Source organism: Pseudomonas sp. H1h (assembly GCF_000633255.1).
Lineage (GTDB): Bacteria > Pseudomonadota > Gammaproteobacteria > Pseudomonadales > Pseudomonadaceae > Aquipseudomonas.
The window spans coordinates 61,962-82,418 of the sequence record NZ_AYMJ01000016.1 but is presented as its reverse complement, the minus strand read 5'-3'; the positions used below and the strand labels follow the sequence as shown (position 1 = coordinate 82,418).

Annotated in this window: 19 protein-coding genes; 12 read left to right on the top strand and 7 right to left on the bottom strand. The window is 60.0% G+C overall.

Features of this window, described 5'->3' with window-relative positions; all coding sequences use genetic code 11:
• The first annotated feature begins 214 nt into the window (after nt 1-214).
• A complete protein-coding gene (gene lysM, locus U862_RS0114050) occupies nt 215-655 on the top strand; it encodes a peptidoglycan-binding protein LysM (protein WP_025110968.1) in 441 nt (146 codons plus the stop codon).
• Between the two features lie 93 nt (nt 656-748).
• On the opposite strand, the gene yrfG is transcribed toward lysM, so the two are convergent.
• Nucleotides 749-1,411, bottom strand: a complete 663-nt coding sequence (gene yrfG, locus U862_RS0114045; RefSeq protein ID WP_025110967.1) for a GMP/IMP nucleotidase — start codon at nt 1,409-1,411, stop codon at nt 749-751.
• 88 nt (nt 1,412-1,499) lie between these two features.
• On the opposite strand from yrfG, the gene nudE reads away from it, so the two are divergent.
• Together nudE and cysQ are read left to right on the top strand one after the other, a co-directional pair.
• Nucleotides 1,500-2,066, top strand: a complete 567-nt coding sequence (gene nudE / locus U862_RS0114040) for an ADP compounds hydrolase NudE (RefSeq protein ID WP_025110966.1) — start codon at nt 1,500-1,502, stop codon at nt 2,064-2,066.
• 11 nt (nt 2,067-2,077) lie between these two features.
• Nucleotides 2,078-2,905 (top strand): 3'(2'),5'-bisphosphate nucleotidase CysQ, encoded by an 828-nt coding sequence (gene cysQ / locus U862_RS0114035; protein ID WP_025110965.1) that lies wholly within the window; start codon nt 2,078-2,080, stop codon nt 2,903-2,905.
• Between the two features lie 67 nt (nt 2,906-2,972).
• Here cysQ and U862_RS0114030 read toward each other — a convergent pair whose 3' ends face one another.
• The 4 genes from U862_RS0114030 to rfbC are packed head-to-tail and all read right to left on the bottom strand — an operon-like array spanning nt 2,973 to nt 7,203.
• The gene (locus U862_RS0114030) at nt 2,973-3,428 is read right to left on the bottom strand and encodes a YiiD C-terminal domain-containing protein (RefSeq protein WP_025110964.1); all 456 of its coding nucleotides are present in this window, start codon (nt 3,426-3,428) and stop codon (nt 2,973-2,975) included.
• Complete coding sequence (locus U862_RS0114025; protein ID WP_025110963.1) at nt 3,425-4,810, bottom strand: sigma-54 dependent transcriptional regulator; 1,386 nt, start codon at nt 4,808-4,810, stop codon at nt 3,425-3,427. The genes U862_RS0114030 and U862_RS0114025 overlap by 4 nt, the downstream gene beginning before the upstream one ends.
• Nucleotides 4,807-6,615: an ATP-binding protein gene (locus U862_RS0114020; RefSeq protein WP_025110962.1), complete on the bottom strand. Its 1,809-nt coding sequence runs from the start codon at nt 6,613-6,615 to the stop codon at nt 4,807-4,809. The genes U862_RS0114025 and U862_RS0114020 overlap by 4 nt, the downstream gene beginning before the upstream one ends.
• A gap of 42 nt (nt 6,616-6,657) precedes the next feature.
• Complete coding sequence (rfbC, locus tag U862_RS0114015) at nt 6,658-7,203, bottom strand: dTDP-4-dehydrorhamnose 3,5-epimerase (RefSeq protein ID WP_025110961.1); 546 nt, start codon at nt 7,201-7,203, stop codon at nt 6,658-6,660.
• A 146-nt stretch (nt 7,204-7,349) separates the two neighbouring features.
• Here rfbC and U862_RS0114010 point away from each other — a divergent pair, with 146 nt between their 5' ends.
• The 3 genes from U862_RS0114010 (at nt 7,350) to U862_RS0114000 (ending at nt 12,077) form a co-directional block, all read left to right on the top strand.
• A complete protein-coding gene (locus U862_RS0114010) occupies nt 7,350-10,262 on the top strand; it encodes an aminotransferase (RefSeq protein WP_025110960.1) in 2,913 nt (970 codons plus the stop codon).
• Nucleotides 10,263-10,512: 250 nt separating this feature from the next.
• Nucleotides 10,513-11,619 (top strand): agmatine deiminase, encoded by a 1,107-nt coding sequence (aguA, locus tag U862_RS0114005; RefSeq protein WP_025110959.1) that lies wholly within the window; start codon nt 10,513-10,515, stop codon nt 11,617-11,619.
• A gap of 245 nt (nt 11,620-11,864) precedes the next feature.
• Nucleotides 11,865-12,077: a hypothetical protein gene (locus tag U862_RS0114000; RefSeq protein ID WP_025110958.1), complete on the top strand. Its 213-nt coding sequence runs from the start codon at nt 11,865-11,867 to the stop codon at nt 12,075-12,077.
• Between the two features lie 187 nt (nt 12,078-12,264).
• On the opposite strand, the gene U862_RS0113995 is transcribed toward U862_RS0114000, so the two are convergent.
• Nucleotides 12,265-14,358, bottom strand: a complete 2,094-nt coding sequence (locus tag U862_RS0113995; protein ID WP_025110957.1) for a TonB-dependent siderophore receptor — start codon at nt 14,356-14,358, stop codon at nt 12,265-12,267.
• Between the two features lie 256 nt (nt 14,359-14,614).
• Between U862_RS0113995 and U862_RS0113990 the strand changes: the two genes are divergently transcribed.
• From U862_RS0113990 to U862_RS0113965, 6 genes are all read left to right on the top strand, one after another.
• A complete protein-coding gene (locus U862_RS0113990; RefSeq protein WP_025110956.1) occupies nt 14,615-15,283 on the top strand; it encodes a DsbA family protein in 669 nt (222 codons plus the stop codon).
• Between the two features lie 296 nt (nt 15,284-15,579).
• Nucleotides 15,580-16,866: an OprD family porin gene (locus tag U862_RS0113985; protein ID WP_025110955.1), complete on the top strand. Its 1,287-nt coding sequence runs from the start codon at nt 15,580-15,582 to the stop codon at nt 16,864-16,866.
• A 230-nt stretch (nt 16,867-17,096) separates the two neighbouring features.
• Nucleotides 17,097-17,843 carry a 2OG-Fe dioxygenase family protein gene (locus U862_RS0113980; RefSeq protein ID WP_003220699.1) on the top strand — a complete coding sequence of 249 codons (747 nt, stop codon included), beginning with the start codon at nt 17,097-17,099 and terminating at the stop codon, nt 17,841-17,843.
• A 79-nt stretch (nt 17,844-17,922) separates the two neighbouring features.
• A complete protein-coding gene (locus tag U862_RS0113975; protein ID WP_003220700.1) occupies nt 17,923-18,300 on the top strand; it encodes a GNAT family N-acetyltransferase in 378 nt (125 codons plus the stop codon).
• Nucleotides 18,297-19,013 carry an AzlC family ABC transporter permease gene (locus tag U862_RS0113970; RefSeq protein ID WP_003220701.1) on the top strand — a complete coding sequence of 239 codons (717 nt, stop codon included), beginning with the start codon at nt 18,297-18,299 and terminating at the stop codon, nt 19,011-19,013. Before U862_RS0113975 ends, U862_RS0113970 begins: the two co-directional genes overlap by 4 nt.
• Complete coding sequence (locus U862_RS0113965) at nt 18,992-19,309, top strand: AzlD domain-containing protein (RefSeq protein ID WP_007952614.1); 318 nt, start codon at nt 18,992-18,994, stop codon at nt 19,307-19,309. Before U862_RS0113970 ends, U862_RS0113965 begins: the two co-directional genes overlap by 22 nt.
• On the opposite strand, the gene U862_RS0113960 is transcribed toward U862_RS0113965, so the two are convergent.
• On the bottom strand, nt 19,226-20,152 hold the full coding sequence (locus U862_RS0113960; RefSeq protein ID WP_007961685.1) for a LysR family transcriptional regulator: 927 nt from the start codon (nt 20,150-20,152) through the stop codon (nt 19,226-19,228). The two genes, U862_RS0113965 and U862_RS0113960, sit on opposite strands and share 84 nt — an antisense overlap.
• Nucleotides 20,153-20,457: the final 305 nt, after the last annotated feature.

Sequence of the window (20,457 nt, the reverse complement as noted above, 5' to 3'; positions counted from 1 at the left end):
GCGCGAGGCTCTGGGCGTTCTCGGTCGGTTGCAGGCGCCGGGGATAGATGAGTTTTTCCGGAGCGCCGTGCACAGCTTGTAACAATTGATCCGCGGCAACAGCTGCTGTGGGGCAGGCCCCGCAGGCAGGTGGGTCATTGGTCGGTCAGGAACCGCGTTTGTTTGGCGTGGTCTAGGCTTGGGCGTCTGGAACCCAAATCAAGGAGTGTGCGCTATGAGTATTTTCAGCTTTGTGAAAGAAGCCGGCGAAAAATTGATCGACCTGCTGACCCCGGGCAACGCCAATGCCAGCGAGCAGTTGAAGGAACATATCAGCAAGGTCGGGTTGGGCAATCCGAATGTTCAGGCGACTGTGGACGGCGACAAGGTCACGGTTACCGGTGAAGTCGCGAGTCAGGAGGAGAAGGAAAAGATTCTGCTGGCGGTGGGTAATATTGCCGGTGTTGGCAGTGTGGACGACCAGATCACGGTGACCGGTCCGGTGGTGGTGGCTGCCGAATTTGTTGAAGTTAAGCCCGGGGACACTCTTAGTGCTATCTCGCTGCGGGTTTATGGCAATGCCAACCTGTACAACAAGATTTTCGAAGCCAACAAACCGATGCTTGAGGATGCGGACAAGATTTATCCAGGGCAGAAGCTTCGTATTCCGAAGTAATCCTCAAGTTCGCTATCGCGAGCAGGCTCGCTCCCACATCGGACGGCATTTCAATGTGGGATCGAGCGTGCTCGCAAAGGGGCCAACCCGGTCTCAGAGCCCGATAATCAACTCCCGATAATCCTCGACCGCCGCAAACTCGGCAGTGTCCTTCGGCCCTTTGCGGCTGTCCGGCTCTTTGACCGCCAGCAGATGCCCCACACCGAAATGCCGCGCACTGCGCAGGATCGGCAACGTGTCGTCGATGAACAGGCTGCGTGCCGGATCAAAATCGATATCTGCCTGCAAGGCATCCCAGAACTGCGGATTCTCCTTGGGGAAACCGTAATCATGGGAGCTGATCAACCGCTCGAAGTACGGCGCCAGTTCGATCCGCTCCAGTTTCAGCGACAGCGAGTCACGGTGCGCGTTGGTGATCATGATCACCCGTTTGCCTGCCTGTTTGATCGCTTGCAGAAACGTGTCGGCATCAGGACGCAGCGCGATCAGGTGCGCGGTTTCCAGTTTCAGTTCACGCACCGAGAGTTTCAGCTCGGTGCTCCAGAAATCCAGGCAATACCACTGCAACTGACCGGCATGGCGCTCGAACAGTGGCTGCAACTCCATGTCGGCCATGGCCCGACTGACACCGTGCAGCTCGGCGTAGCGTTGGGGCAGGTGTTCCAGCCAGAAATGGTTGTCGAAGTGCAGGTCCAGCAGCGTACCGTCCATGTCCAGCAGGACGGTATCGATGTCAGACCAGGGTAAAGAAGGCATGGCAACGTCTCGAGCGGTAGAAAGATATCCGACACTAACAATCGGGAAAGCCGCGTTATAGTAGCGCGTTCACGCCAAGGAGCTTTGCATGCGCCAGAAACCCACTGTACTCGCCCGCGAGATCGTCGCCACCAGTCGCCTGTTTTGCGTCGAAGAACTGAAGCTGCGTTTTTCCAACGGCGTGGAGCGCACCTACGAGCGGCTGGTCGGCAAAGGCGCGGGTTATGGCGCGGTGATGATCGTGGCGATGCTCGACAGCGATCACGCAGTGCTGGTCGAGGAATACTGCGGCGGCACTGATGAATACGAGCTGTCCCTGCCCAAAGGCTTGATCGAGCCGGGTGAGGATGTGCTGGCAGCGGCCGAGCGCGAGCTCAAGGAAGAGGCCGGTTTTGGCGCCCGCCAACTGGAGCATCTGACCGAGCTGTCGCTGTCGCCCGGTTACATGAGCCAGAAAATCCAGGTGGTGCTGGCCACCGACCTGTATGAAGAACGTCTGGAGGGCGACGAGCCCGAGCCGATGCGGGTCGACAAGGTCAACCTGCGCGATCTTTCGGCGCTGGCGCAAAATCCGCAATTTACTGAAGGTCGTGCCTTGGCGGCACTGTATCTGGCCCGTGATCTGCTGACGCAACGCGGGTTCTTTCAGGCATGAGAGAGACGTCGATGAATTTTCCCCATCCGTTGATGGCGCCGGTGATTGAGCTGGCATTGAAGGCTGGCGAGGCGATCCTGCCGTTTTGGCGCGCCGGTGTTGAAGTCACCGCGAAGTCCGATGATTCACCGGTGACGGCGGCGGATATCGCCGCGCACCATGTGATCGTGGCCGGACTTACCGCGCTGGATTCCAGCATCCCGATTCTTTCCGAGGAAGACGCCGACATCCCGCAGAGCGTGCGTGCCGGGTGGCAGCGCTGGTGGCTGGTAGATCCGCTGGATGGCACCAAGGAGTTCATCAGCGGCAGTGAAGAATTCACCGTCAACATCGCGCTGATCGAAAACGGTCGGGTGGTGTTTGGTGTGGTGTCGATGCCAACCAATGGCCGGTTCTATGTGGGCGGTGCCGGACTCGGCGCCTGGCGCGGCGACAAGGGCGCAACGCCGGTCGCGATTCAGGTGCGTGATGTGCTTGCGCCGGGTGAAGCGTTCACCGTGGTCGCCAGCCGTCGGCATTCCAGCCCGGAGCAGGAGCGTCTGCTCGCGGGTCTCGGTGCCAGCCTGGGCGAACTGCAATTGGCGAACATTGGCAGCTCGCTGAAGTTCTGCCTGTTGGCTGAAGGTGCCGCCGATTGTTATCCGCGACTGGCACCGACTTCGCAATGGGACACTGCGGCCGCCCAGGGCGTGCTGGAGGGTGCGGGTGGTGAAGTGGTGGATCTGCGGGGCGAAGCGTTCTGTTATCCGCCGCGTGAGTCGTTGCGCAATGAGTTCTTTCTGGCGTTGCCAGCGAAGGCGGCGTGGCGCGCAAGACTGTTGGAGCTGGCCCGAGGTTAAGCAGGCTGGCGCTCGGTTCCCCTCACCCCAACCCTCTCCAAGGGAGAGGGTTGGGGGCTGTTGACCGTCAGCGGTGCAGAACGTACTGCCCGCTGAATGTCACCGCATCTTCATCACTCCCGGCATTGACGATCCGCGTATGGAGCGTCAATCGCGCCCGCCCGTAGCGCTGATACATCGCCAGAAACTTCTTCCACACTGCCGCCTCCGGTGCCGGGCAAATGGCCGTGGCGTCGCCGGTCACGGGCAGTGGATAGCTGATCTGCCCTTCCTGGATCACAATGTGCCCGTCTGTGATGCCTGCTTCCTTGAGGCGCAAATGCAGCCAGCCCCAACCCGCCAGCACCGCGCCGCAGTAGAGACTGCCGCCGAACATGGTGCTCTTGTGATTGACGTTCGGCTCCAGCGGCAAGTGGAGGCTCAGTTGATGCTCACGCCAGTCGAGTACCTTGAGGCCCATCTCGTGGGTCAGCGGAATGTCGTGATGCAGCACGGACTCCAGATAGCGAGTGTCGCGGTTCATTCGGCTTCGTCTCCCTGGGCGCCACTGTCGGCAAAGTTCAAGCCGTGCTTGCGCAGCTTGTCGTGCAGGGTCTTGCGCGGTATGCCCAGGGCTTCGGCGAGGCTGCGTACCGAACTGTGGGAACGCGCCAACTCGGCGGCGATCAATGATTTCTCGAAATTTTCCACTTGCTCGCTCAGGCCACCGCTGATGACTTCAACGCTGGTGCCGCTGCCCTCGGTGCCACTGTTATCCAGCGCCAGTTCCAGACCGAGGGCGAAACGCTCGGCAGCGTTCTGCAGTTCGCGCACGTTGCCCGGCCAGGTGTGGCGCAGTAACAGGGCGCGCTGTGCCGGTTGCAGTTCATGAGGCGGCAAGCCATGCCGGGCGCTGGCTTCATCGGCGTAATGCTGGAACAGCACCAGCGCGTCTTCGCCGCGTTCGCGCAGCGGCGGAATGCGCAGCGGCGCAACGTTCAATCGGTAGTACAAGTCGGCGCGGAAGCGGCCCTGGTCGGCGGCCTGACGCAGGTCTTCCTTGGTCGCGGCGATGACGCGGATGTCCAGCGGGATCAGTTGATTGCCGCCCAGCCGTTCGACGACGCGCTCTTGCAGCATGCGCAGCAGTTTTACCTGCACGTCCATGCTCATGCTTTCGATTTCGTCGAGAAACAGCGTGCCGCCGTTGGCGAATTCGAACTTGCCGATCCGGCGTTTCTGCGCACCGGTGAAGGCGCCTGGCTCATGTCCGAACAGCTCGCTTTCGACCACCGATTCAGCCAGTGCCCCGGCGTTGATCGCCACGAACGGGCCGTTGCGCCGGCTCGACAAATCGTGCAGCGCACGGGCCACGACTTCTTTGCCGGCGCCGGTTTCACCGAGGATCAACACGTCAGCCTTGGTCGCGGCCAACGCCCCGATCTGCTCGCGCAGGCGGAACATCGGCGCCGAATGGCCGACCAGTCGTGCGCTCAATTCGTTGCGATCGCTGAGGGCCAGACGCAGGCTGCGATTGTCCAGCACCAGCCGGCGCAGGGCCAGGGCGCGGCGCACGCTGTCGAGCAGCGCATCGCTGGCGAACGGTTTTTCCAGAAAGTCGTAGGCGCCGGCACGCATCGCTTGCACCGCCAGCGGCACATCACCGTGACCGGTGATCAGCAGCACTGGCAGTTCGGGATCCTGCGCGTGCAGTTCGCTCAACAGCTCCAGACCGTCCATGCCCGGCATGCGGATGTCGCTGACCACCACACCGGGCCAGTCACGCTCCAGTTGCCCGGCCAGGCCTTTGGCCTCGGACAGCGGGAGGATTTTCAGGCCGGCCAGGTCCAGGGTCTGGCCGAGGGCCTGACGCAGGTGCGGATCGTCGTCGATCAACACCACCTGAATGCGATTGTCGATGGTCATGCACTTCGATCCTCGGACGGTTGCAGGCTGACCCCAGGTGCGCCAGCGCGCAGCCGCAGGGTGATCAAGGCGCCGCCTTGCTTGTGGTTGGCGAACGACAGTTCACCACCGAAGGCGCGCATCAGGGTTTCACAGATGGCCAGCCCCAGCCCAAGGCCCTGGGTGCGGGTCTTGGTGGTGTAGAAGGGCTCGCTCGCGCGGCCAAGGGCTTCCATGCAGAACCCCGGGCCGTTGTCGCGAATGTACAGATTGACGCCTTCGGCGGTGGATTCGGCACTCAGCCAGAGTTTGCGCGGCGGGCCTTTTTCGGTCAGCGCATCAAGGGCGTTGGCCAGCAGGTTGCCGAGCACCTGGCGCAGACGGGTTTCTCCGGCTTCGACCCACAGGGTGGCGGCGGGCAGGTCGCGGATCAGTTCGACCTCCATGCTCCGCCGCCGCTTGGCCAACAACGCCAGCGCATCGTCCAGCGCCGGTTGCAGGGCGACGCTTTCCGGGGCATGGCGGTCGCGGCGGGCGAAAGCGCGCAAGTGGGCGATGATCGAGGCCATGCGCCCGGTCAGTTCGCTGATCAGTTTGAGGTTGCCACGGGCGTCGTCGGTGCGTTGATGATCGAGCAGCACTTCGGCGTTTTCGGCGTAGCTGCGAATCGCCGCCAGTGGCTGATTGAGTTCGTGGCTGATGCTCGCCGACATGGTGCCCAGCGCCGACAGTTTGCCGGCCTGGACCAGATCGTCCTGGGCGCGCACCAGTTCCTGCTGGGCCTGTTCGCGCTCCAGCACTTCCTGCTTGAGGCGGCGGTTGAGGCCTTCCAGATCGCTGGTCCGCTCGGCGACCCGGCCTTCCAGTTCGCGACGGGCCTTGGCTTCGAACGCGATACGCTCCAGGTAATGCCGACGGCGCTGCATCATCAATCCGAGCAACAGCATCACGACCAACAGCGTGGCGCCGCCAATCGCCACAACGGTGCGCACCGGACGGTCGATCAACGTGCGGGGGGCGAGAATGCTGACGCTCCAGCCGGTTTCGGCGATGTTCACGGTCTGCGTCAGCCAGGCGTTGGGGCTGAGGTTCAGCGGGCGCGGCTCGCGGGTTGGATAGGGCTGGATGGCGGTGATTGCCGAACGCTCGGTGTCGCTCAGGGTGCGGGTCGAACGGAAGCGCCATTCCGGGCGCGAGGTGAGAATGACCACGCCGTTGTGGTCGGTCACCAGCAGTTGTTCCGGGGTTTTGCCCCACAGGCTTTCGGTGTGGTCGAGGTCGACTTTGATCACCAGCACGCCGATGATTTTTTCGCCGTTGCGCACCGCTGCGGCGAAGAAGTAACCGCGCTTGGCCGAGGTGGTACCGAGGCCGAAGAAGCGTCCCAGGCGTCCGGCCATGGCTTCGCTGAAGTACGGACGGAAGGCGAAGTTGCGCCCGACGAAGCTGTCATGTTTATCCCAGTTCGACGCCGCAAGGGTCTGGCCGCTGGTGTCCATCAGGTACATGACTTCGGCACCGGTCTGCGCGGCGATGTTTTTCAGCAGACGGTTGGCATTGCCTTGGGTGACGCCGTCGTCGGGTGCGCCGAGTACGGCGCGCAGGGCCGGCAGATCGCCGAGAATCTGCGGCAACACTTCATAGCGATGCAGGGTGCCCAGCAGGTTGGCGACGTAGAGGTCGAGGGTCTGGCGGTTTTGCCCGGCCAGTTCACTGCGGTAATAGCGCTCGGCCAGATGTTCCAGCGGCCACAGCAACGGCGCCAGGCACAGGGCCAGCAGGGCGAGGCTGCGCCAGCGGGGTCTGCGGGGAAGAGTAGGTTTCATGAGCCGGATGCGCCTGAGTGAACAGGCGCATTATGCCTAGGCTCAGGCGAAGACGTCAGCGTCCTTGAGCAGTGCGCCAGCCTGGTCCTTGGCCGACAGCTTCGGCGCTTCGTCCAGTTGCCAGTCAATGCCCAAAGCGGGATCGTCCCAGCGAATGCTGCGCTCGGACGATGGATCGTAGTAGTTGGTGGTCTTGTAGAGGAATTCGGCGAACTCGCTCAGCACCACGAAACCATGGGCGAAACCTTCCGGGACCCACAGTTGACGGTGGTTTTCGGCGGAGAGGCGCACGGCAACCCATTTGCCGAAGTGCGGCGAGCTGCGGCGGATATCCACGGCCACATCCAGCACTTCACCTGCGGTTACCCGGACCAGTTTGCCCTGGGTGTTCTGCAGTTGGTAATGCAGGCCGCGCAACACGCCTTTTTGCGAGCGCGAATGGTTGTCCTGGACGAATTGAGTGTCCAGACCGGTTGCATCCTGGAATGCCTTGGCGTTGAAGCTCTCGTAGAAGAAGCCGCGCTCGTCACCAAATACCTTGGGTTCGATGATCAGAACACCGGGCAGATCGGTGGTGATTACATTCATGAGATTTTTCCAGATAGGTATGAATGGCCGACATTCTTGCGCAAAGCGCTGGCGGATGCGAGTGCTTGAATAACCGTGATCGGGGGTTGCGCATCCTCTGCAGCAATGGCGATATAGACGCCTAATAAAATTTCAGGGGTCGTTTCATGCCGCTCGCCACGTTGATTCATCGCGCCAGCTTGCCCAGTCCACAGGTCTGCGAGGCGTTGGCCCGGCAGTGGTTGGCGGAGCATTACGGACTCAGTGGCACGTTGCAGGCGCTGGGCAGTCAGCAGGATCTCAATTATCGGGTCGACAGTGAGCGTGGGCGCTTTGTCCTGAAAATCTGCCGCGGCGATTACGCGCTGGTGGAACTGCAGGCCCAGCATGCGGGCCTCAAATACCTCACCGAACACTCGTCGGTGCACGTACCCAAGGTGATCCCGGCCCATAACGGCGACGACCTGCTGTCGCTGCAGGCCAACGGTGAGCCGGTACACGTGCGGTTGCTGGACTACATCGAAGGCCAGCCGCTGACCCATCTTGAGTATCTGGGTCACGAGGTGGTGGCCGGTTTCGGTCAACTGTGTGGCGAGATGGATCTGGCGCTGGCCGGCTTCGACCATCCGGGTCTTGAGCGCACCCTGCAGTGGGATGCACGCCACGCCAGTGCGCTGATCAACCATCTGCTGCCGGTGATTCAGGACGAGCGCCAGCGCGCATTGATCGCTGACGCCGCCGAACAGGCCGAGCGCCGCTTGCAGCCATTGCTGGACAAGCTGCCGGTGCAGGCGATTCACATGGACATCACTGACGATAACGCCGTCTGGCAACGGGATGCGCGACGCCACTGGCAGTTGCAGGGGGTGATCGATTTCGGTGATCTGGTGCGCACCTGGCGCATCACCGATCTGTCGGTGACGTGCGCGGCGCTGCTGCACCATGCCGGCGGTGATCCGTTCGTGATTCTGCCGGCGGTGCAGGCTTATCACGCGGTCAATCCGCTGCAACATGAAGAGTTGCAGGCACTGTGGCCGTTGATCGTGGCGCGGGCGGCGGTGCTGGTACTCAGTGGCGAGCAGCAAGTCAGCATCGATCCGGGCAACACCTACAGCCGCGACAACCTCGGCCACGAGTGGGAGATCTTCCACGTGGCCACTTCGGTGCCACTGGCGTTGATGGAAGCGGCGATCCTCACGTCAGTCGGCCAGCGTCTGCCGGCCATCGGCAGTGAAGGTTTTGCGCCGCTGTTGCCAGAGCTGGTCGGACGTGAGTTCGCGTTGATCGACCTGGGCGTGCTCAGCCCGCATTTCGAGGCGGGCAACTGGGAGCAGGACGGCATCGATCAGCGGCTGCTGACGGAAGCTGCCGCCGCGCATGGCCTGGCGGCGAGTCGTTACGGGCAATACCGCTTGTCGCAGACGCGAGTGGACAGTGCGGTCGAACCGGACACCTTCCCGTTGCACGTTGAATTGCGTGTGCCGCAAGGCTCGGCGGTGGAAGCGCCGTTTGCCGGTGTTCTGCATCACGCGGCGGACGGTGTGCTGCAACTCGATGGGCCACAGCTCAGCGTGCGCTTGTGGGGCGTGAACGCCTCGCTGCACAGCGGCGCGGCGCTGGTCAAAGGTCAGGTGCTGGGTTTGGTCGGTGGGCCGTTGAAGGTGCAGTTGAGCCGTGTAGCCGCGCTGGATGCGCCTTTGTTCTGCAGTCCGGCGCGCGCGGCTGCGTGGCAGGCGTTGTGCCCCTCGCCAGCGGCGCTGCTGGGCCTGGCCTGCGATGCCGAGCCGGAGCTGGACGCCAAAACCTTGCTGGAACGGCGTGACGCCAGCTTCGCCCGCACGCAAAAACACTACTACGTCGATCCGCCGCGTATCGAACGCGGCTGGCGCAATCACCTGATCGACATGCAGGGCCGCTCCTACCTCGACATGCTCAACAACGTCGCAGTACTCGGTCACGGTCATCCGCGCATGGCACAGGTGGCGGCACGGCAGTGGTCGCTGCTCAACACCAACTCGCGGTTCAACTATGCAGCGGTAGCGGAGTTCTCCGAGCGCTTGCTGAAACTGGCGCCGGAAGGCATGGACCGAGTATTTCTGGTCAACAGTGGCAGCGAGGCCAACGACTTGGCGATCCGTCTGGCGTGGGCCTACAGCGGCGGGCGCGACATGCTCAGCGTGCTGGAGGCTTACCACGGCTGGACGGTCGGCGCCGATGCGGTGTCGACGTCGGTTGCCGACAACCCGCGAGCGCTGGAAAGTCGTCCTGACTGGGTGCATCCGGTGACCGCGCCGAATATCTATCGCGGTGAATTTCGCGGTCTTGATTCTGCGCCGGATTATGTGCGCAGCGTCGAAACACGGCTGGCACATATTGCGGCGCAAGAGCGCCAATTGGCCGGGTTCATCTGCGAACCGGTGTACGGCAATGCCGGTGGTATTTCTCTGCCGCCGACGTATCTGAAACAGGTCTATGCGTTGGTGCGTGCACAAGGCGGGGTGTGCATTGCCGATGAAGTCCAGGTCGGTTACGGGCGTATGGGCCACTTTTTCTGGGGCTTCGAAGAGCAGGGCGTGGTGCCGGATATCATCACGATGGCCAAGGGCATGGGCAACGGTCAGCCGCTCGGCGCGGTGATCACGCGCCGGGAAATCGCCGAGGCGCTGGAGGCCGAAGGCTACTTCTTCTCGTCCGCCGGTGGCAGTCCGGTGAGCTGCCAGATCGGCATGGCGGTCCTGGATGTGATGGAAGAAGAGAAGCTCTGGGAAAACGCGCAAGTGGTCGGCGGTCACTTCAAGGCGCGTCTGCAAGCGTTGATCGATAAACATCCGCTGGTGGGCGCGGTGCATGGTTCCGGCTTCTATCTGGGCGTGGAGTTGATCCGCAATCGCGAGACCCTGGAGCCGGCCACTGCAGAGACCAGCCTGTTGTGTGATCGCCTGCGCGAACTGGGGATTTTCATGCAGCCGACCGGGGACGACCTGAACATTCTCAAGATCAAACCGCCGATGGTCACGTCGCGCCGCAGCGTGGACTTCTTTGTCGACATGCTGGATCGGGTGCTCGAAGAGGGCCTGTAAACGCTGCTTTTTGTGGGCGCGGGCTTGCTCGCGAATGCGATTTTTCATTCAAAAGTGATATCGACTGCTATGCCGCCTTCACGAGCAAGCCCGCTCCCACAGGAATTAAGTGTTAATTCGATTTGTATCGGGATTAGTATGAGTTTTTTAGTCTTTCTGCGTGTTCAAGCATTTAAAATACGATATTTATCGGTTATAAAGTCGCCATTGCTTTGAAAACCCTCGACGGTGCCCTGGAGTTCAAATCCCGATGACCACTTTGAAAAGTACCCCGCGTGACGATGGCTTCTACATGCCGGCCGAGTGGGCGCCGCAGACCCAGACCTGGATGATCTGGCCCGAGCGCCCGGACAACTGGCGCCTGGGCGGCAAGCCGGCGCAAGCTGCGCATGTCGCAGTGGCCAAGGCTATCGCGCGTTTCGAACCGGTGACCGTTGCCGTGTCGGCCGGCCAGTACGAAAACGCCCGTGCGCGCCTCGATGTGCCGAATATCCGCGTGGTCGAGATGTCCAGCGATGATGCCTGGGTGCGTGATACCGGCCCGACGTTCGTCATCAACAACAGCGGCGAAGTGCGCGGTGTGAACTGGGATTTCAACTCCTGGGGTGGTTTTGAAGGCGGACTGTACTCGCCGTGGAACCGTGACTCGCAGGTCGGCGGCAAGATTCTCGAAATCGAACGCAGCCCGCGTTATCGCACTGAAGGTTTCGTGCTCGAAGGCGGCTCGATTCACGTTGACGGCGAAGGCACGCTGATTACCACCGAAGAGTGCTTGCTCAACCACAATCGCAACCCGCACCTGGGCCGCGAAGAGATTGAAGCGGTGCTTCGCGACAATCTGTCGGTGGATAAAATCATCTGGCTGCCGGATGGCTTGTTCAACGACGAAACCGACGGTCATGTGGATAACTTCTGCTGCTACGTGCGCCCGGGCGAAGTGCTGCTGGCGTGGACCGACGATCCGCAGGATCCGAACTACCCACGCTGCCAGGCTGCGATGAAAGTGCTGCAAGGCAGCACCGACGCCAAGGGTCGCCCGTTCACGGTGCACAAGATGCCGATTCCGGGGCCGCTGTACGCCACTGAAGAAGAGTGTGCCGGTGTCGATCCGGTCGACGGTACGCAGGAGCGCAATCCTTCCGTGCGCCTGGCCGGTTCCTACGTGAACTTCCTGATCGTCAACGGCGGCATCATCGCGCCAAGCTTCGACGATCCTATGGATGCCCCGGCCCGGGACATCCTGCAGAAGCTGTTCCCGCAGCACGAAGTGGTGATGGTGCCGGGCCGTGAACTGTTACTGGGCGGCGGCAATATCCACTGCCTTACCCAACAGCAACCAGCGCCGCACAAAGAATGAGTTGAGACGTAACAGCTTGAGTTGACTCATAAATCGGCGATGCGACGATTAGCTCGCTATCCATGTAAAGAAGCCCGCGGCCCTGTTGGACCGCGGGCTTTTTTGTATCCGCTTGTCGACAAATCGGAAACCTTGGCATAGCTCTTGTATCGGACAAAGGGCACTAGGGAGAGGGAGGAACTTCAACAGTTCTGTCATAAACCTTGGATAACTTAGCCGCTCACGAACGGGGAGAGAGCGCTGAAATGAACGCCGAAGTGAACGTAGTCAGCGAGCGGACGTTGCATCCCATGGCCGTAAACGGCAAATCGCTCCAGATTGTCGCGCACTTTTTGAAATCCAACGGAACGCGTCAGATCAGGGAACCTGATCCGCGCCGGATGATGATCGAGCGCTACCCCGCTGGCCTGTTCAGCGAGGCCGAACTGGAAGCATTATGGGCTGTGATGGAAGGATAAGAAGAACAACAGGGATTGGTAAAAGCGCTGCCGGGATGGCGGCGCTTTTTTTTGCACAGAACAAAACCACTGCGAACATTGCACCTGTGGGAGGGGGCTTGCTCCCGAATGCGATAAGTCAGTGACGATGATGTTGCCTGACTCGACGCCTTCGGGAGCAAGCCCCCGCCCACAGGTTTTGTGCTGATCAGAAACTGTAGGTGCCAGTCATCACTACGCTGCGCGGTGCACCTGGCTGAATCTGATTCTTGCTGGTCGCCGAGGCGTAGTACTCACGGTCGGTGATGTTGTTCAGTGCTGCGCGCAGATCCCAATCCTTGAAGCGGTAGCCTGCCAGCGCGTCCCAGCGGCCGTAGCCCGGCAGCACCGTGGTGTTGTCGTTGTCGGCATAACGCTGGCCGACCAGGGTCAGGCCGGTTTCGCCGTACCAGCCCATCTCCGGTTTCCAGGTCAGGAACAGACTGCCGTTGTGCTTGGCCACGTTGTTGACGCGCTTGCCTTCGAGACCGTTGTTGTCTTTCTCGATGGTCGTGTCCTGTACGCCGACGCCACCGCGCATGTACCAGTTGCCGACGAGCTTGCCGGTTGCGGTCAGTTCGATGCCGCGCGAACGTTGCAGACCGGTCATGACCGTCAGGGTCGGATCATTCGGATCGCTGGTGCGGCGGTTGTAGAGTTCCAGGTCATAGACCGCCAGCGTGGTGCTCAGGCGATCATCGAGCCAGTCGCTTTTCACGCCGATTTCTTTCTGTTTGGTCAGCTCGGGGCTCAAGTCGTTGGTATTGCCGGCAGCGCCTGGCGTGATGCCGATCAAACCGCCGCCCGCGGGCGAGAAGGTCTTGGACCATGAAGCATAAAACGAATGATTCTGCAGTGGCGTCCAGACAACCCCCAAGCGCGGGCTGGTGCTGTGGCTGTCGCGATCTTCGGCAATGTTCTTGAGCTTGTTGGTCGACTCGATATCGAACGTGTCGTAGCGCAGGCCGGCCAGCAACTGCCATTGATCATTCAGGCGTAATTGGTCCTGCACGTAGACCGCGCGGCTTTCGACTTCGGTGTGGCTGTCACTGAATACCTGCATGCTGCCGGTGTGGCGCAGCTCGCGGTTGGGGTTGAACAGGTCAAGTGACGGCACTGGCTGCGCGCTCGGGGTCTTGCCGGTTGCAGCGTTGTACAGCTTCGGATCGCGGCGCTGGCTACCAATCTCGATGCCGGTCAACAGGCGATGCTCCAGACCAAACGTGTCGAAACCGCCTTCCAGCTCGATGTTGTTGTAGACGTTGCGGGTGGTCAGATCCTGCTGCCAGTGCTGACGGACAACCTTGTTGGTTTTGGGATCGAAGTTGGTCAGGTAGGTGTTGTCGAAATCGCTGTCGAGCTTGAACACGCCGAGGGTCTGGCGCAGTTGCCAGTTATCGTTGATCTCGTAGGTGAGTTTCGAACGCAGGGACTGCGCCTTGTCGTCGATGAAATCGTGATCGTTGCCGTACGTGGTGTCGCGTCCGACGTCGGCCGGGCGGCCGTTGACCCCCGGAATGCCGCGATCCGGTGTGCGGTTGTAGCGGCTGTATTCGTATTGCACCAGCCAGTTCAGGTCCGGGGTCAGTTGCCAGCTCATCGACGGCGCGAACAACTGGCGGTTGCCACTGACGCCGTCGCGGAAGCTGTTTTCATCCATATTGCCCATGTTCAGGCGCAGGCTGAGGTTTTCGCTGGGGTCGGTGCTGAGGTCGGCGTAAAGGCTACGCAAGTCTTCGCTGCCGCCTTGGGCTTCGATGGTCGAGCGCCGGCCGAACTCGGGCATTTTGCTCACGCGGTTGACGATCCCGCCCTGACTGCCACGGCCATAGAGCACCGCCGCCGGGCCTTTGAGCACTTCGACCCGCTCGATATTGTGCAGGTCGCGCTTGTATTGGCTGTCGTCGCGAATGCCGTCCAGATAGAAGTCGTTGCTGGCATCGAAGCCACGAATGCGCAGGCTGTCGAAGCGGGTGTCGGCGCTGCTGCTGACGTTGGGAATGCCGCTCAAGGCGTCGCCGATGTCATTGGTGCCGTAGTTGGCGACGTTCGCGGTCTTGATCGAGTCGATCGCTTGCGGCACATAACGCACCGGTGTCGAGGTGCGGGTGGCAGTGTTGCTGATCTTGACGCGTGGATCTTCGGCTTGTTCTTCAGCGCTGATCGCGGTGGCGGGTAACTCGGTGGCGGAATAAGCAAAACCGCTGGACAGAAAGGCAGACAATCCAAGGGTGACAGGCGTGAGGCGGAACGGGGCAGGCATTGAAAAGCACATCCGAAAGGGTAGGGGAATTCAAACGCGCGAATGGTAATGCTTTGCATTTACTTCCGTAATTTATTCCTGAGAAGTTCCCCTGACAGATTGTTTCAATTTATGTCGATCTGGATACAACCTGACCGTTCGGTCCATTCGACCGATTCGCGAAACAGTCTGAAAGCCATTCCGGCGTTTTTCGCCCACGCGTGAAGGAATAGTCTGCCGGCATCGACTTTTCCCACTTTTCTGCCGGAGTTCTCCCATGATCCTTCACTACATCTATGACCCATTGTGTGGCTGGTGCTACGGCGCCAAACCGTTGGTGCAAGCGGCGCAACAGGTGCTGCCGGTCGTGGCTCATGCGGGCGGGATGATGAGCGGTGCGAACCGCCAGCAGGTCTCACCGCAACTGCGCAATTACGTCATGCCTCACGATCGGCGCATTGCCGAGTACACCGGGCAGCCCTTTGGCGAGGCGTATTTTGAAGGGCTGCTGCGTGATCACTCGGCGGTTTTCGACTCGACGCCACCCATCGCGGCGGTGATGGCTGCAGAGGCTATCGACGGCCGTGGCCTGCAGATGCTCGGGCGTTTGCAGACCGCGCATTACGTCGAAGGGCAACGGATTGCCGATGAGGCTGTGCTGTTCGAAATCGCGGCTCAGATGGATTACGCGCAAGAAGCTTTCGTGGCACCGTTTAAAAACGTTGATACCCAGGCGCATGTAAAAGCCAGCCGCGCGTTGCTGGCCCAACTCGGTGGGCAGGGCTTTCCGACGTTGGCGCTGGAACAGGACGGGCAATTCACGTTGATCGACATCAGCCCTTGGCTGGGTAAACCGCAGGCCTTCGCTGACTGGTTGGGGCAAGCGATTGTGGCTGATGAAGTGGCTCAATCCCCCGCGCAATGTGGTCTCGACGGCTGCGCATAATCGCGCTGGATTCACTGGTTAAGCGCATTTCCGAGCAATGGGCTATCGCAAAATTTACGATTCTTAGACGATTTTTACCTATTTAAAGACGATTCTTGAAATTGACACATTATTGAGGGCGCGGCTACGATTCGGCCCAACGCCTGTGGCCAACCGCCATGACTCAAGAATAATAAGCAGGCCCGCCATGACCTTGTCGTGGGCGGGTCTTTTTGTTTCGGGGTGAAAAAAGAGTGCATTAGCGCCGTTTCAGCCGTTCGACACAGCGCGTTTCAACCCGTAATAAGGAAAACAAAATGTTGAACAAGCGTATCAGTCTGATCGCACTGGGGATGTTGAGTGCCACACAGGCCATGGCTGACGGCCAGGCCGAATCGAAGGGTTTTGTAGAAGACAGCAGCCTTAAAGTGCTGCTGCGCAATGCCTACATCAATCGTGATTACAAAGACGGCAACAAAGACAAATCCGAGTGGGGCCAAGCCGCCATCGGTACGTTCTCGTCCGGCTTCACCCAAGGCACCGTTGGTGTGGGTGTGGATGCTTTCGGCCTGTATGCCCTGAACCTGGAGCGCAGCGAAGATCGCAGCGGCGCCGGCGGTATCGATTTCTTCAAGCGTGGCGACAGTGGCAAGCCCGCCAACGACCTGTCCAAGGGCGGCGCAGCGGTCAAATTCCGTCTGTCCAACACCGTGCTGACCTACGGTGACCAGATGCCGGCCCTGCCGGTGCTGAACTACGACAACTCGCGTCTGCTGCCGGAAAGCTACACCGGGACCTTGATCACTTCCAAAGAGATCAAAGGCCTTGAGCTGAACGCCGGTCGTTTCACCGCCGAATCGCGCAAGAGCGCAGAAGGCCGTGACAGCGGTGGTCTGAAGTCGATCAACGTGTTGGGCGGTAGCTACCAGTTCACCGAACAGTTCAAGGCTGCGCTGTACGCCTCCGACGTTGAGGATGTGCTGAAGAAGCAATATGTGAACGCCAACTACGTGTTCCCGATCGACAAGGATCAGTCGCTGACCCTGGACTTCAACGGCTATCGCACCAAGCTGGACGACTCCTACGTTCGCCAGAGCGGCGCTACCGGTGACGACAACAAGATCTGGAGCCTGGCAGCGACTTTCGCCACCGGCCCGCACTCGTTCACCGTGGCGCATCAGCGTTCCACCGGCGACAGCAACCTGGGCTACGCCTACGGTGGCTATCAGAAAGAGCAAGGTCGTGTCGGTGACGGTGGCAACACCATCTACCTGGCCAACTCCTACTGGTCGGACTTCAACGCTGAAGACGAGCGCAGCTGGCAGTTGGGCTACGGCCTGGACTTCGGCGCGTTTGGCGTACCGGGTCTGAGCTACAACTTCGCTTACGTGCGTGGCGACAACATCACCACCTCCACCAGCGAAGGCGGCACCGAGCGCGAAATTTTCAACCAGGTCAAATACGTCGTGCAAAGTGGCCCGGCCAAAGACCTGAGCGTGAAACTGCGTAGCTCGATCCTGCGCGTTTCGCAGAAATCCAGCGAGTACAACGTCAGCGGCAACGAACTGCGTGTGTTCGTGGACTACCCGATCAACATCTTCTGATGATCGTTCAGGTATAGAAGCATGAGAAAACCCCGACGTGTTCGGGGTTTTTTTTCGAGGCCTTTTCGGTAAAAACCGTAAAAAACCCGTGTTTTTGTCATGTAAAAGTTGTTTTAAGAGCACTTCAAACGCCGTTTCAAGCAGGGCTTTAAATGCCTGAAATTCTTTCTCATGGACGCAAATTCTCCACCTAATAGATTAGGCCGCTCAATGCAGCGGAGAATTTGGTAATGATCGTTTTGAACAGAGAAGTGGGCGAATCGCTACGGCGCGACAAATATGTCAACGTCCAGGGTGGTGACTTCAATCTCTACGGTCATTTTGCCGACTTCGTCAGACTGACCAAAAGTTGGGAAAACATGGAGCCAGACAGTTACTACGGTCAGGCCGAAGCCGGCATGCGTTACCGTCGTTACAGCGACTTTGAGTACAACCCGAAAACCCGTGAACTCAAGCAACTCGAGCATCGCGCGTACGTGCAGTCGAAAGAGAACAACGCCTACGTGGGCGGTGTTGTGCGGCACTTCCAGGACTTCTCCGATGAAGTGATCACTTCACCGGTGATGCGCAGCCTGATCGACACCGATTTCGAAGTGTACAAAAGCGTGTTGCCGGAAGAACTGCACGATGAAATCTGGCAGTGCCAGATCCATCAGATCCGCATCGAGATCAAACCCGGCAAGCAACTGGAAATCACTCCTGAAGGGATTCACTGCGACGGCTATCCGTTCAGCGGTGTGCACTTCTGGGGGCGCAACAATGTCGAGGGGGCGGAAAGCCGTTTGTACGATGTGCACGAGCATCAACTGGCGTCGACCACTTACAAGGAAATCCTCGATACCACGTACTTCCTTGACCGCGACATGCGCCACTACGTGACCCCGGCGCGCAACACCCACACGCATGCCATGGCGTACCGGCAGATTCTGGCGATTTCCTTCTCGCGGCCCGGGACCGCTTTCGACATTGTTCGCTAATCAGATCACCCCAATCGATGGCGTCGAATGCTCGACGCCGGTGGTGCTGCGACGCGCCACCGCCAAGGATGCGCAGCGCATGGAACGTTTCTTCCGCCAGTTCGACGAAGTGTCGTTCTGCGAGTGGCAGGACGCCAAATGCCTGCGCGGTGTATTGATCCAGAAGACCACCACGGCCTATCTGGCCTTCGACGTGGAAGGCGAAATCGTCGGCGCGGTGCTCGGCGGCATGCTCGGCAGTCGCGGCACTATCAACCATCTCGCCGTCAGCCCACGCTATCGCAGTCAGGGCGTCGGCCAGCGGCTGGTGGAAGCGGCGTCGTCTGACATGAAACGGGTCGGTGTATTACGGATGTTTCTGTTCGTCGACGATGCTAACCTCGCGGGCAAGCGATTCTGGACTGCCCAGGGTTTTTGCGAACCCCATGGCGAGCGGACATTTGAGAGGGATCTATGAATGAAACGTCCGGCAGTGCGCCGCTGATGGCTGCCCATCAGCCATCGCGCACGTTTGCCGAAGCCAGCCCGGTGGTGGCCGGTTATTTCACGGTGTCCTTCGTGTTCGGGCTGATGGCCGTCAATGCCGGGCTGCCGATGTGGCTGCCGGTGGCGATGTGCTTGTTCGTCTACGCCGGCGCTTCGCAATTCGCCGCGCTGGCGCTGATCTCCAGCGGCGCTTCGCTGACCACCATCGTGCTGACCACCTTCCTGATCAATGCGCGGCACATGCTGATGTCGGTGTACATGGCCAAGGCCCTGCGCGCACTGGGGCTCAGCCGCATGGAGCGCTGGGCCTACGCTGGTGGGCTGACCGACGAATCCTTCGCGTTTCACAGCGTGAAATTGGGTACCGGCGCGCCGGTCAATATCCGTTACCTGATCGGCTTCAACCTGTTCTGCCACACCTCCTGGGTGCTGGGCGGATTGCTGGGCGCTGTTTGTGCGCAATACGCGTCGCACCTGATCAAATACCAGCTCGACTACGCACTGACCGCGATGATGCTCTACGTGCTGGTGTCGCTGTGCAACACCCGTAACAAACTCATCGCCGCAGCGGCCGCTGTGGCCTGCATGGGCGCGCTGAGCCTGGTCGGCACCTCGCCGTTCAACGTATTCATCGCCACGTTTGTGGGCTGCGGAGTGGGTGTATGCCTGACCAAACGTTCCTGATCCTGGTGGTCGCGCTGATGATGGCCGTGACCTTCCTGCCACGCGCGCTGCCGCTGCAGGTCAACACCGAGCACTGGCCGCCGTTCGTTGCGCGGGCGCTGGAATACCTGCCGGTGGCGATCGTCGCTGCGATCAGCCTGACACCCTTGTTGATCAAGGATCAGCACATACAGCTCGATCGCCCGGAATTTTATGCAGCCATTCCGACGCTGTTATGTGCGTATTTCAGCAAAAACCTCTTTCTCAGTGTGGCGGTTGGGACGGCTGCGTACATTGCGCTCGGCTCGTTCATGTAGCGGCAGATCGACCACGTCGTTCAAGGCCTGGCCTGAAAGATTCGGGTTGTTCACCGCGAGCCGCACTTCGAGGAAATCCTCGAAACCGGGGAAAATCGTCAGGCCGTTCTTTTGCGCGGCCTCGCGAGAAACCATGCCGACCGCGTCCATTTGCGTGATCAACGACAGCGTCAGGGTTTCGCTGCAGGAATAGACCATGCGCTGACCGTTCTCGTGATTGCCCAGACCCGCGTCGAGAAAACGCAGAAAGCTGTGGGAATACGGACAATCTTCCGCAGGACGCACCTGAAACTTGTTGCCCAGCAACGTCAGCGGATCGTTTTCCTGCCCGCAATGGGCACCGACCACCTGCACCTGCACATCCGGCAGGACGATGCTCGGCAAACCCGGACGCTGCGGGCCAATCAGCACCGCGAGGTCAAAGTCTTCGTTCTTCAGCTTGCTTAGGTTTTCCATCGACTCGGCGTAGCTGAATTCCATCTGGTAATCGGGAAACACCTCGATCAGGCGTCCGATCATTCGTCGGTTGAAGTCAGACGACAACGTGTTGTTCAACGCGACCTTCAATGTGCGCTGGCCAGGCACCTTGAGCGCCTCGACCTTTTCTTCCATCTGTCGCGTGGCAATCAGCACTTTGTCCATGTAGGGCGTCAGCTCAGTGCCTTGCGGCGTCAGCGTCAGCCCTTTGTTGGAACGACGAAACAAGCGGAAACCGAACTGCTCTTCGACCTTGTTCAACTGCGCGGCCAGGGCCTGCACAGTCAGGCACGAATGCTCGGCTGCGGCCGACAAGGAGCCGGTCTGCACGATGCGCATGAGGTTGCGTAAGGTTCTGCTATCCATGGGTAATGCCCTCTGAAGTGGGCTGGGTATTGTTGTTTACGAGACTGCCGATCCGGCGTCATATGCCGGGTATATTCCAGCACCTGAGCATAGTTGTCGCGGGTTTAGTAGCGAATTGATGTCCCTGCCGATGGCTGGAAGCTGACACAGGATCGGGATTTTTGATGACGTGGGGGTGATGAAGGTCAAAAAATGCTGACTTGGAATAACAATTCGTGGCTTTTCCCGGGACCTTATCAAAGAAAGGAATTGATTCACTTACGGATTAATAGATAACAAAAATCCGTATCTGTACTAGGCTTGAA